The organism is Clostridium ljungdahlii DSM 13528, assembly GCF_000143685.1.
Lineage (GTDB): Bacteria > Bacillota > Clostridia > Clostridiales > Clostridiaceae > Clostridium_B > Clostridium_B ljungdahlii.
On the sequence record NC_014328.1, the window covers coordinates 1421673 to 1434654 of the forward strand.

The 12982-nt window shown below is 30.5% G+C and carries 12 protein-coding genes; all 12 read left to right on the top strand.

Features of this window, described 5'->3' with window-relative positions; translation table 11 throughout:
* The first annotated feature begins 51 nt into the window (after positions 1-51).
* The gene (locus CLJU_RS06495; protein ID WP_013237988.1) at positions 52-324 is read left to right on the top strand and encodes a YlmC/YmxH family sporulation protein; all 273 of its coding nucleotides are present in this window, start codon (positions 52-54) and stop codon (positions 322-324) included.
* 106 nt (positions 325-430) lie between these two features.
* Positions 431-1096: a ClpP family protease gene (locus tag CLJU_RS06500; RefSeq protein ID WP_013237989.1), complete on the top strand. Its 666-nt coding sequence runs from the start codon at positions 431-433 to the stop codon at positions 1094-1096.
* 183 nt (positions 1097-1279) lie between these two features.
* Positions 1280-3538: an FtsK/SpoIIIE family DNA translocase gene (locus CLJU_RS06505; RefSeq protein ID WP_013237990.1), complete on the top strand. Its 2259-nt coding sequence runs from the start codon at positions 1280-1282 to the stop codon at positions 3536-3538.
* 59 nt (positions 3539-3597) lie between these two features.
* On the top strand, positions 3598-4920 hold the full coding sequence (gene rimO, locus CLJU_RS06510) for a 30S ribosomal protein S12 methylthiotransferase RimO (protein ID WP_013237991.1): 1323 nt from the start codon (positions 3598-3600) through the stop codon (positions 4918-4920).
* Position 4921: 1 nt separating this feature from the next.
* On the top strand, positions 4922-5509 hold the full coding sequence (gene pgsA, locus CLJU_RS06515; RefSeq protein ID WP_013237992.1) for a CDP-diacylglycerol--glycerol-3-phosphate 3-phosphatidyltransferase: 588 nt from the start codon (positions 4922-4924) through the stop codon (positions 5507-5509).
* 145 nt (positions 5510-5654) lie between these two features.
* Entirely contained in the window at positions 5655-6743 is a 1089-nt protein-coding gene (recA, locus tag CLJU_RS06520; RefSeq protein ID WP_013237993.1) for a recombinase RecA, read from the top strand.
* Between the two features lie 235 nt (positions 6744-6978).
* Positions 6979-8523 (top strand): ribonuclease Y, encoded by a 1545-nt coding sequence (gene rny, locus CLJU_RS06525; RefSeq protein WP_013237994.1) that lies wholly within the window; start codon positions 6979-6981, stop codon positions 8521-8523.
* 150 nt (positions 8524-8673) lie between these two features.
* Positions 8674-8922 carry a stage V sporulation protein S gene (locus tag CLJU_RS06530; RefSeq protein ID WP_013237995.1) on the top strand — a complete coding sequence of 83 codons (249 nt, stop codon included), beginning with the start codon at positions 8674-8676 and terminating at the stop codon, positions 8920-8922.
* A 157-nt stretch (positions 8923-9079) separates the two neighbouring features.
* Positions 9080-9940 (top strand): decaprenyl-phosphate phosphoribosyltransferase, encoded by an 861-nt coding sequence (locus CLJU_RS06535; RefSeq protein ID WP_013237996.1) that lies wholly within the window; start codon positions 9080-9082, stop codon positions 9938-9940.
* Positions 9941-9958: 18 nt separating this feature from the next.
* A complete protein-coding gene (locus CLJU_RS06540; protein ID WP_013237997.1) occupies positions 9959-11260 on the top strand; it encodes a hypothetical protein in 1302 nt (433 codons plus the stop codon).
* Positions 11257-11613, top strand: a complete 357-nt coding sequence (locus CLJU_RS06545) for an EamA family transporter (RefSeq protein ID WP_013237998.1) — start codon at positions 11257-11259, stop codon at positions 11611-11613. Before CLJU_RS06540 ends, CLJU_RS06545 begins: the two co-directional genes overlap by 4 nt.
* Before the next feature lie 71 nt (positions 11614-11684).
* The gene (locus tag CLJU_RS06550) at positions 11685-12878 is read left to right on the top strand and encodes a pyridoxal phosphate-dependent aminotransferase (protein ID WP_013237999.1); all 1194 of its coding nucleotides are present in this window, start codon (positions 11685-11687) and stop codon (positions 12876-12878) included.
* Positions 12879-12982: the final 104 nt, after the last annotated feature.

Consider the following 12982-nt stretch of genomic DNA (forward strand, 5'->3'; position numbering starts at 1 on the left):
GAGAAAATATCCCTCATAGTATTTAATATACAATTGATAGGGGGATATAATATGGATGAAAATATAAAGTTTTATAGTGAAATGGAAAGATATGAGATTATAAATGTAAATGACGGAAATAAATACAATTGTCTGGGAAATAATGATATAATAGTGGATTCTTCTGGAAACTTAAAAATACTTATTTTAAGCGAAAACAAATCAAAATTTTCAATTTTTGGTAAAAGTGAATTTATAGAAGTTCCTTGGGAATACGTAAAAAAAATAGGGGCTAAGACTATTATAATAGATGTAGAAGAAAAATCTTTAAAAAGAGTTCATTAAAATAAATATGATTTTAATATAAAAGATCAATTTATGAGCTTCATTCAGAAAGGTATATGAATCTCCTAAAATGCATAAGCTAAACTTGTTCAAGGAGGAGATTAAAATGCCAGAAGATGAAGCTAAGAATAGAAAATTGGAAAATATTAAAGAACTAGGGTCTGTAAATGTAGCTGAAGGAAGAGATAATATTCAGATACTTCCAATAATAGGTCAAATAGAAGGTCATGTAAATCTTTCATCTGAAACTAAAACTACTAAATATGAACATGTGATACCAAATTTAATAGCAATTGAAAATGATAAAAGAGTAGAAGGATTGCTTGTAGTTTTAAATACTGTAGGAGGAGATGTAGAAGCAGGCCTTGCTATAGCAGAGATGATAAGAAGCTTAAGTAAACCTACGGTATCTCTTGTTATAGGAGGAGGACATTCTATAGGGGTGCCACTTGCTACAGCCTCTGATTATTCCTTTATATCGCCTAGTGCAACCATGATTATACATCCAATAAGGATGAGTGGTATGGTTATTGGAGTACCTCAGACTTTTGAATATTTTAATAAAATGCAGGAGAGAATAAATGAATTTATAGTTCGAACATCTAAAATAACAGGAGAAAAGTTAACTGAGTTGATGCTTCAGACAGATGAGCTTCTAAATGATATGGGTACTATATTGATTGGAAAACAGGCAGTGGAGCAAGGCTTAATTGATGAAGTGGGTGGAATAAGTCAGGCTATTAACAAACTAAATGAAATGATGGCAAAATAAATTTACTTTTATTAAATTAGCCATAGGATTTATCCTATGGTAATTTATGTTTTAATATAAATATGTAAAGTCTTATCTATTAAAAACATTAAAGGAAAAAGGAAAGCTGTGTAGAATATTTAATTTAGAAATATCTATTTTTAAATTAAAGTGTGTCTGTAATTTACTGGAGGCGATATAGATATGGCTAAAAGCAGAAAAAAAGAAACTCATGTACTTGACAAAGAAATAAAGGGAATAGTGCTATTTACAGTAGGCGTGCTTATGATAATAAGTGTATTTTCACCGTCTTCCTCTGGTATCATTGGTAGATTTATAAAAAAAATTTTAATAGCAGTATTCGGAATAGGATCTTATATATTACCATTCCTTATAATATTTATAGGATGCTGCTGTATAGTGAAGAAAAATAAGATAAATTTCAACAAAAAATTTTATGGAATTTTACTATTTATTATAAATACACTGTTATTTATACAACTAATAGTTATGTCTGACTATTATGTAGAAGATAGCTTGATTTCAGGCATACAACGATTGTATGAATCAAATACTGTATTTCATGGAGGAATAATAAGTTTCCTAATAGATGTTCCACTTTTTAAATTGTTTGGAAAAACAGGCTGCTATGTTATATTTATATCAATTTACATAATATCTTTTATAATAATGAGTAAGGTTACTATATATGATATATTACATAATATAAAGAATTTTTTCTTTGAAAAAGGTACAAATAAGGATACTAAGATTGAAGACAAAATTTTAAATCAGGGTAAAATTGAAAATGAAGAGGCAAACAAAGATGACTTCATTAAAAATATAAACAATAGAATAAAGATATTAGATTTTATGAAATCATCAGATATAAAAGATAATTATAGATCAGAAAAGCCTAAGGAAAACAGTGAAAATTTAACGTATCCTGCTGAACTTGAAAATGATACTTACAAAAAAAATTGTGAATTAATAAATGAAGAACTTGAAAAAAATATGACAGAGAGTGAAAAAAACTTAGTTTCAGTATATAATTTTCCGCCTGTGGATTTATTAAAGCAGAATATACAATCAAAGTTAAACAAGCATGATAAAAAAGAATTAATAAGCAGTGCCAATAAGCTAGAAGAAACTCTTGCAAATTTTGGGGTAGATGCAAAAGTGCTTCAAGTAAGCAAGGGACCATCTGTAACTAGATTTGAACTTCAGCCAAGTCCTGGAGTCAAGGTAAGTAAAATTGTAAATTTATCGGATGACATAGCCCTTGGACTTGCAGCTTCAGGAGTGAGAATAGAAGCTCCCATACCAGGAAAATCTGCCATAGGTATAGAAGTACCAAATAAAGATTTGACACCAGTTTATTTAAGGGAAGTTGTAGAATCGGAGGAATTTATAAATTCAAAGTGTAAACTGGCTTGCTGTCTTGGAAAAGACATAGGAGGAAATTGTATAGTATCAGATCTTACTAAAATGCCACATATGCTTATTGCAGGTGCAACGGGGTCTGGTAAAAGTGTGTGTATAAATACTCTTATAATAAGCTTGATTTATAAGTATTCTCCTGATGACGTTAAACTTTTGATGGTAGATCCTAAAGTGGTAGAATTAAATGTATATAATGGCATCCCACATCTTCTTATACCCGTAGTTGTAGACCCTAAAAAGGCATCAGGTGCGTTAAATTGGGCTGTACAAGAAATGACAAGGAGATATAAGCTATTTGCAGAAAATAATGTAAGAAATATAGAGGGATATAATCAATTGTTTCAAGAAGGAAAAACAGATAGTAAGCTCCCTTTTGTAGTCATAATAATTGATGAACTTTCTGATTTGATGATGGTATGTCCAAATGAAATTGAAGATTATATAGGACGTCTCGCTCAAATGGCAAGGGCAGCTGGAATGCATTTGGTTATAGCTACTCAGAGACCTTCTGTAGATGTAATTACTGGAGTAATTAAAGCAAATATACCTTCAAGAATATCTTTTGCAGTATCCAGTCAAATTGATTCTAGAACTATACTGGATAGTGCTGGAGCTGAGAAATTACTTGGAAAAGGAGATATGCTATTTTATCCTGTAGGTGAAGCAAAACCTATAAGAATACAGGGAGCCTTTATATCCGAAAGTGAAGTTGAAAGGGTAGTAAATTATATAAAAGATGAACAAGGTGGGCCTAATTATGAAGATAAAATAATTGAGCAAATAGATACAAATGTAGTGAAAACTAGTAGTGATAGTGATGAACTTTTAGATGAGGCAATTAGAGTTGTAGTAGATGCAGGACAAGCATCTACATCTTTACTTCAAAGAAGGCTTAGAATAGGATATAATAGAGCGGCTAGAATAATAGAAGAAATGGAAGACAGGGAAATAATATCAAAAAAGGATGGAACAAAGCCAAGACAAATTTTAATTGACAGAAATCATTATGAAAATACGTAAATTAATGCAATGGTAGTATTTTACGTAAGATTAAAAATAACTAAGTAGGAGGAAGTTTGGTGGATAAACTAAGAGTTGGACTAATAAGTTTAGGCTGTGACAAAAATAGATTGGATTCTGAAGTAATGTTAAGTAATTTAAATCAAGAATACAGTTTAGTTCATGATCCTAAATTAGCGGATGTAATAATTATAAATACATGTGGATTTATAGAATCAGCTAAACAGGAATCCATAGATACAATACTTGAAATGTCACAGTATAAAGAAAAATTTAATTGCAAATTAATTGTAGTAACAGGATGCCTGGCTCAGAGGTATGGTAAGGAACTTATGGAGTTATTGCCAGAAATAGATATAATGCTTGGAGTAAATGATTATGATAAGTTAAATGAAACTATAAGGAAATGTATTGAAACTGACAACAGTAGGATTTATAATTGTGATTACAGTGATTCTAATATAAATGAAGGAAAAAGAATACTTACTACTTCAACATATACTGCTTATTTGAGAATTGCAGAGGGATGTGACAATCACTGTACCTACTGTATAATTCCTAAAATTAGGGGAAAGTATAGAAGTAGAACCATTGAAAACATAATAAATGAATGTAATGATTTAGCTAATCAAGGTGTTAAGGAGATAATACTTATTGCACAGGATACTACAAGATATGGAATAGACATATATGGTAAAAAAATGCTTCCTGAACTCATTCAAAAAATATCTAAAATTAATGAAATAGAGTGGATAAGGCTTTTGTATTGCTATCCTGAAGAGTTAACAGATGAAATCATAAATGAAATTTCAATGAATGATAAAGTATGTAAGTATATAGATATACCTATTCAGCACATAAGTGATTCCATACTGAAGCTTATGGGAAGAAGAGGAAGAAAATTAGACATAATAGAAAATATAGATAAGCTTAGAGCTAGAGCAAAAGGTATTGCAATTAGGACTACAATAATAGTTGGCTTTCCTGGAGAGACAGAAGAAAATTTTGAAGAACTAAAGGACTTTGTAAGTACTATGAAATTTGATAACTTAGGTGTATTTAAGTATTCCAGAGAGGAAGGAACTGCAGCTGCAGAAATGAAAAATCAGGTTCCCGAGGAGATTAAGTCTGCAAGGGAAGGAGAACTTATGGTACTTCAAAAGCAGGTAATGACTTCCATAAATAAAAGTAAAATTGGCAGCACTTACAAAGTAATTGTGGAGGGAAAAAAGGGAGAACTGTGGTACGGAAGAAGTTATGAAATGGCTCCAGATATAGACGGAGTTATATATATAAAGTGTAAAAAAACTTTAAAAATAGGTACTATGGTTAACGTAAAAATTACTCATATCCTTGAATATGATTTAGTAGGAGTTGTATGAAATGAATCTAGCAAACAAACTTACAATGCTTAGAATGATATTGATTCCGTTTTTTTTAATATTTATAACGGTAAAGGGGATGCCCTATGGTAAGCTTATTGCAATAGCTATTTTTATATTAGCATCTATTACAGATAAATTAGATGGGTATATAGCTAGAAGCAGAAATCAAATAACAAATTTTGGGAAATTTATGGATCCCCTAGCAGATAAACTTTTGGTTACTACTGCACTTATATGTCTTGTAGAGTACCATATAATACCATCTTGGGTTGCAGTGATAATAGTAGCTAGAGAATTTGCAGTTACAGGGCTTAGGACAATTGCAGCAGCAGAAGGAATGGTAATAGCTGCAAGTCCTTGGGGAAAAGCTAAAACTGCAACACAAATAATTGCTATAATTCTTGCTCTTTTAAATTTAACTTATAATCATGTATCCTTAAGTTTACTTAGGGGATTTTTGAACCGTCCTCACAAAGTTTTAAATTTAGTTACAGATGTTGCTATGGGTATAGCTATAATAATGACTTTAATTTCAGGTATAGATTATTTTCTGAAAAATAAAGAAGTTATAAGGACAGACAGATAATTATAAGTATAGTTGATTAAAATGTTTTTAAGTGTTCATAATTAAAGCTAAATACAGAATTATGAAAAAAACTGTTGACTGTATAGTGTAGATAGTATATAATTTATACAGAACATGCGTTCGTATTAGAGAGGAAGTGAACTTCTTGGCAAATTTAAGTAATGAGAAATTACAGGCTATAGAATCAGCTATGGGACAGATAGAAAAACAATTTGGAAAAGGTGCCATAATGAAACTAGGAGAACACAGTGTATTAAATGTGGATGCCATTTCAACAGGCTGCCTTGACTTAGATATAGCATTAGGTATAGGTGGTGTTCCAAGAGGAAGGGTAATAGAAATATTTGGTCCTGAATCTTCAGGTAAGACTACGGTGGCACTTCATATAATTGCGGAAGCTCAGAAAAATGGAGGGGCTGCAGCTTTTATAGATGCAGAGCATGCACTAGATCCTTCTTATGCTCAAAATTTAGGAGTAGATATAAATAATCTTATTGTATCCCAACCAGATACTGGAGAACAGGCTATGGAGATAACAGAAGCACTTGTAAGATCTAATGCCATAGATGTTTTGGTAGTGGATTCAGTAGCAGCACTTGTGCCGAAAGCTGAAATAGAGGGAGAAATGGGAGACTCACATGTAGGACTTCAAGCTAGGCTTATGTCTCAAGCCCTTAGAAAACTTACATCTTCTATAAATAAATCAAAGTGTGTAACAGTATTTATAAATCAATTAAGAGAAAAAGTAGGAGTTATGTTCGGCAATCCTGAGGTTACGCCTGGTGGAAGAGCTTTAAAGTTTTATTCTTCAGTTAGAATGGATGTAAGAAGAATAGATTCTATAAAGCAAGGAGATACCATAGTAGGTAATAGAACAAGAGTAAAAGTTATTAAAAACAAAGTAGCTCCACCTTTTAAACAGGCAGAGTTTGACATAATGTACAATCAAGGTATTTCAAGAGAAGGAAATGTGTTGGATGTAGGTGTTAGAGAAGAACTGGTACAGAAAAGTGGTGCGTGGTTTTCTTATAAAGAAACACGGCTTGGACAAGGCAGGGAAAATGCAAAACAATTTTTGAAAGAAAATAATGATATATTAGTTGAGATAGAAAGCAAGATAAGGGAAAAATATAAATTACCTTCTTTAAAAAAGAATTCTCTTGAAGACAAAGATAAAAATAATGTTGATAGTAAAATTGATAAAAAAGATAATTTAAAACATTCTGATAAATAGTTTATAAAGGGGAGTAAATTACTCCCTTTTATAATGAAAAATAAGTACCAAATTTTGTTTGAGAGAATAAAATGCATATAACTTGACAATAATTAAAATATAATATAAAATTAAGACAAATTCTGGTTTATCATGTATTTAGGAATTACCAATTGAATAAATATGGCACCTTTTCTATGCTTGCATATTTAACTGAATTATAGATTTACATAATAAGAGCAAAGGAGGTGTTCATGTGAATTCCATAATAATATATGAGGTTATTGCTGGTATACTAGTAGCAGCTGCCTTGATAGTTCAATTCAATATGATCAAAAAGAAGGCAGTTGTTATAAAATCACAGGCTTTAGAAGAGTCTAATAGATTAAAGGAAGAGGCAAAAAAACAGGCTGAAACCCAAAAAAAAGAGGCTATACTAGAAGCTAAAGAGGAAATTCATAAATTAAGAAATGATTTTGATAAAGAGTCTAGAGATAGAAGAAATGAAAATCAAAGACTTGAAAGAAGGTTAATCCAGAGAGAAGAGTTATTAGATAAGAAAAGTGATGCTCTTGAAAAGAGAGATAGTGGCCTAGATAAAAAGCAGCAGGACATAGATAAATTACAGATAAGTGTAGAGGAATTATATAAGAAACAAAGAGAAAAATTAGAAAAGTTATCAGGACTAAGTTCTGAAGAGGCTAAGAATATTTTACTAGAACAAGTTAATAAGGAAATAAAACATGAATCTGCGATGATGATTAAAGAAATTGAAACAAAGGCTAAAGAAGAAGCTGATAAAAAAGCAAGAGAAATTATAACTTGTGCTATCCAGAGGTGTGCTGCTGATCATGTAGCAGAAACTACAGTACATGTTGTACCTTTACCTAATGACGAAATGAAAGGCAGAATAATAGGTAGAGAGGGTAGAAATATAAGGACTCTTGAAACATTAACTGGTGTGGATCTAATAATAGATGATACACCTGAAGCTGTAATATTGTCGGGCTTTGATCCTATAAGGAGAGAGGTTGCAAGAATAGCACTGGAGAAACTTATAATTGATGGAAGAATACACCCAGCAAGAATCGAAGAAATGGTTCAAAAAGCTGAAAAAGAAGTTGAAAATAATGTTAAAGAAGAAGGAGAACAGGCCACTTTTGAAACTGGCGTGCACGGCCTTCATATGGAATTAGTAAAATTGTTAGGAAGATTGAAGTATAGAACCAGCTATGGTCAAAATGTTTTAAAACATTCTGTGGAAGTTGCCTATTTAGCTGGACTTATGGCATCAGAAATTGGCATAGATCCAACTATAGCTAAAAGAGCAGGATTGCTTCATGATATAGGTAAAGCAGTGGATCATGAAGTTGAAGGTCCTCATGCCGTTATAGGTTCAGAGGTTGCTAAAAAATACAGAGAATCACCAATAATTGTAAATGCTATTGCAGCTCATCATGGAGATGTAGAATTTCAATCCTTAGAAGCTGTACTCGTTCAAGCAGCGGATGCTATTTCTGCTGCAAGGCCTGGTGCTAGAAGAGAAACACTGGAAGCTTATATTAAGCGTCTAGAAAAACTTGAAGAAATAGCAAATACATGTGAAGGTGTAGAAAAGTCATATGCCATTCAAGCGGGAAGAGAACTTAGAATAATGGTTAAACCAGAAAATATTGATGATGCAGGTGCTATTGAAATGGCAAGGAACATAGTAAAGAGAATTGAAGAAGAGCTAGAGTATCCTGGTCAGATTAAAGTAAATGTCATTAGAGAGACTCGTGCAATTGAATATGCAAAATAATAAATAGTATTGTTATAACATAGAAAAATATTCCTTTTAGGTTTTGTAACCTAAAAGGAATTTTTGATTTTTTGTAGAATACTATATATATGTAGTAGTAATAATTAAAGTTAATGTAAAGAGTTATTATAATATATAGGAGGTTTAATTATGGAAGTATTAAAAGTTTCAACAAAATCAAGTCCAAATTCGGTGGCAGGAGTTTTAAGGGAAAGAGGAGCAGCAGAGATACAAGCTATAGGAGCAGGAGCGTTAAATCAAGCTGTTAAAGCTGTAGCTATTGCTAGAGGGTTTGTAGCACCTAGTGGAATCGATTTAATATGTATTCCGGCATTTACGGACATTGAAATAGATGGAGAAGAAAGAACTGCAATTAAATTAATAATACAGCCAAGATAACAATAAAAATTAATTTTTATTAAAGGACTTGTGATTTATCTCAAGCCCTTTATTAGATTACGATTAAAATGACATATTGACTATAATATAGACTATGTTAAAATGTAAAAAGACGCATAATTCAACTTTAACATATATACAGCTAGGGAGGAAAGTTATGGGAGCAATAATTGAACTAATGAGACCTAAGCAGTGGAGTAAAAATTTTTTTGTTTTCGCTGCAATTATTTTTTCAGGAAATTTTTTACACACCAGTGTATTAGAGAATAATATATTAACTTTTATTTTATTTTGTATGACATCTTCTACTATTTATGTATTAAATGATATTGTAGATGTTGAAAAGGACAAGTGTCATCCTGATAAGAAGAATAGACCTATTGCAAGTGGCCGTGTATCTAAAAATAAAGCGATCATCTTAGATATACTATTATTTATTTTGGTATTATGTCTTGCATATATATTTCTAGATATAAAAATTTTGCTTATTTTTTCGGTGTATATTATAGTAAATATATTCTATTCTTTTAAACTTAAAAATTTAGTTATAATAGATGTTATGACTATTGCTTTTGGATTTGTATTAAGGGTTGAAAGTGGAAGTATAGCTACAGGGGTTCAGGTTTCACCCTGGTTGTTTTTATGTACGATACTTCTAGCACTGTTTTTAGGTTTAAACAAAAGAAAAAGTGAGATTGTAACTTTAAAGGACAAGAGAAGTTCTTCTAGAAAGATATTAGAAAAATATTCAATTGAGAATATTGATAAAATGTTAACTATAGTAAACCCATCTGTACTTATGGCTTATTGCCTGTATACTTTTAGTTCCACACAAAGTAGAACTATGATGTTTACCATACCCTTTGTGTTGTATGGCATACTTAGATACGAATATCTAATGGATAAGGAGAACATAGGTGGAAAACCAGAGGATGTATTTCAAAAAGACATACCTTTTCTTGTGGATATATTAATATGGATTATAGTTGTTATAGTTATAATATACTTTAAATTATAGAAGGGAAACCAGTTTTAAATGAAATATAATGTTTTTGAATACAATTACTACCAATTAGGAAATGATACCTACAATAATAGCAAAGGGTATTATTATATTATGATGACTTTAGGTATGTTTTTATCCATACTGTGGGTAATTTTTGTGAATGCCAAGCCATTTTCAGATTTTGATTATTATTATAATTTGGCAAAGGAAATATCAAGAGGCCTTCCTTGGGGAGATACATATACTTCTGTGGGCTATTCCATAGTTTTAGGAGGAATATTTAAGTTATTTGGAGCTAGTGTATTAACGGCTAAAATATTTAATTTGTGTATTACTTTTATAAATTACTTGTGTTTTAAGTTTATCTTATCTAAGGTGAACTTAAAGGAAATAGATAGGAAAATAATATTTGGATTATTTGTATTGTTCCCTAATAACATACTTTTTAACAGTATTTTAGGTACAGAACTTATTTTTACAAGTATAATGCTTGCAGTCACTTGTCTTTATTTTAGTGATTTGAAACTCAAGTATTTTTTTATAGGAATACTTACAGGACTTAATACAATAGTGAAGCCTTTTTTTATAGTATTTTTCTTTGCTATCTTTTTAGTAGATGTAATAAAGCATAAAAAGTTGATTTGGGCTTTGAGAAATTCTCTTATTGTTCTTATAATGAGTGTGATTGTTATTTCTCCCTGGATATATAGAAACACAAAATTAATGGGACAACGTACGTTTGTATCTAATAATGGTGGAATAGTGCTTTATATAAATAATAACTCACAAAATCATTTGGGAAGATGGATGCCTGCAGCAGATGTGGAAGATTCTATTGTAAATAAACCCGAATATAAAAAGGCAAATAGAACAGAACAAAATAAGATGTTAAGTGCTGCTGCAAAGAAATGGATAAAAAGCCATCCTGTTGATTTTATAAAATTGGGATTTAAAAGATTGCTTAATACATATTTTTGGAGTGATGATGTAACGTATAGTACTTATGGCAGTGGAGTTAATAGGAGTTATGTTCACACTCTGTTTGCAATTGACAACATTATAAGGGTAATTGTGTTTTTATCCACTATTATATATGTTTTGTTATATTCATTAAGAACACTTTATAGTATCTTTAAAGGTAGAAGTGATGAATTAGATAAGTTTAAACTTTATTTAATAATGTTATTTTTTATGTTTACTTCTGTTTATTTTGTAACAGAAGGACAAGGGAGGTATTCCTTTCCAGAAATATTTATAGCTGTTTATTGCTGTTATTTTTCTTTAAAATATTTATTGCATTTATTATTGAAAGTTAAGGTGATAAGGGCATGATTGTATTGATATTAATATCGGTTTTTTTGGGAGCCATTGGACAGGTACTTGTAAAGTATGGAGCAGTAAATCTTAATTTAAACTTTACTATAAAATATTTAATTCCAAGTATTTTAAGCATATTAAAAAATTTACCTGTTATGTTAGGAATTATATCCTATGGATTAAGTTTTTTACTATGGATAAAAGTTTTGAGTAAGGTAGAATTAAGTTATGCTTATCCTATGGTTAGTTTAGGATATATAATAACTATGGTGTTTTCTTATTTTATGTTTAAGGAAAACATATCTTTTATAAGAATATTAGGAGTAGCTTTTATAATGCTTGGGGTAATACTTGTTTCAAGAAGTTAGAATAAAAAACTCTGACTTATCTTATTATAAATAAAGAATGTTGTAAATTAAATTGTAATGGAGGAATGAAAATGATATTGTCAAAAAAAGCTGAAAAAATTCAACCGTCTATAACTTTAGCTATAACAGCTGAAGCCAAGAGAATGAAATCAGAGGGAATTGATGTAATAGGTTTTGGAGCAGGAGAACCTGATTTTAATACACCAGAAAATATTCAGGAAGCTGCAATAGAGTCTATGAAAAAGGGGTGCACAAAATATACTCCAGCGTCTGGTATTTCAGAGCTGAAAGAGGCTATTGTTAAGAAATTTAAAAAAGATAATGGACTAAGCTATAATACAAATCAGATTATAATATCTACAGGGGCAAAACAGTGCCTTTCAAATACGTTTTTAGCTACATTGAACCCTGGAGATGAAGTTATAATACCTACACCATATTGGGTAAGCTATCCTGAACTAGTTAAACTTGCAGATGGTGTACCTGTATTTGCAGATACAAAAGAAGAAGACGGATTTAAATATACTTTAGAAACTTTAGAAAAAGCATATACTAAAAATACCAAAATGATTTTATTAAATAGTCCTAATAATCCAACAGGAACTATTTATTCAAAAGAAGAACTTGAAGTAATAGCTAATTTTGCAAAGGAAAAGGATTTGCTCATTTTATCTGATGAAATATATGAAAAATTAATATATGGCACTAATGCACACATAAGTATAGCAAGTTTATCAGAAGATGCTTACAATAGAACAATAGTTATAAATGGAGTTTCAAAAACCTATGCCATGACAGGATGGAGAATAGGCTATGCTGCAGCAAATAAAGATATAATTAAGGTAATGTCTAATGTACAGAGTCATACTACTGGAAACCCTAATTCTATAGCACAATATGCAGCTGTGGCTGCTTTAAATGGAAAAGATACTCAGATTAAAAGTATGGTAAGTGAGTTTAAAGATAGAAGAGATTGTATGGTAAGTAAGATAGATAAAATGAAAAATGTTTCTTGCTTGAATCCAGAAGGTGCTTTTTATGTAATGTTAAATATATCAAATCTTTTTGGTAAAACTATAGATGGAGTAGTAATAAATAATTCTTTAGAATTTTCACAGAAATTATTGGAGAAAGAAAAAGTAGCAGTAATTCCAGGTCTGGGTTTTGGATTAGATGGATACATAAGATTATCTTATGCTACATCTATGGAAAATATACAAAATGGAATGGATAGGATAGATAAGTTTATATCTCAATTAAAATAGCCGATGGCAGTTTTTGTCATAGAACAAAAAAATTGTATTGAAACGTAAACAAAAAATGGTATAATAAGTAGAGAAAGATTTGTCACATTGTGGTATATAATATT

Coding starts and splice junctions, on each gene's coding strand:
- CLJU_RS06505 (WP_013237990.1), top strand. CDS start 1,280: ATGGCTAAAAGCAGAAAAAAAGAAACTCATGTACTTGACAAAGAAATA.
- CLJU_RS06530 (WP_013237995.1), top strand. CDS start 8,674: ATGGAAGTATTAAAAGTTTCAACAAAATCAAGTCCAAATTCGGTGGCA.
- CLJU_RS06495 (WP_013237988.1), top strand. CDS start 52: ATGGATGAAAATATAAAGTTTTATAGTGAAATGGAAAGATATGAGATT.
- CLJU_RS06535 (WP_013237996.1), top strand. CDS start 9,080: ATGGGAGCAATAATTGAACTAATGAGACCTAAGCAGTGGAGTAAAAAT.
- CLJU_RS06540 (WP_013237997.1), top strand. CDS start 9,959: ATGAAATATAATGTTTTTGAATACAATTACTACCAATTAGGAAATGAT.
- CLJU_RS06550 (WP_013237999.1), top strand. CDS start 11,685: ATGATATTGTCAAAAAAAGCTGAAAAAATTCAACCGTCTATAACTTTA.
- CLJU_RS06500 (WP_013237989.1), top strand. CDS start 431: ATGCCAGAAGATGAAGCTAAGAATAGAAAATTGGAAAATATTAAAGAA.
- CLJU_RS06545 (WP_013237998.1), top strand. CDS start 11,257: ATGATTGTATTGATATTAATATCGGTTTTTTTGGGAGCCATTGGACAG.
- pgsA (WP_013237992.1), top strand. CDS start 4,922: ATGAATCTAGCAAACAAACTTACAATGCTTAGAATGATATTGATTCCG.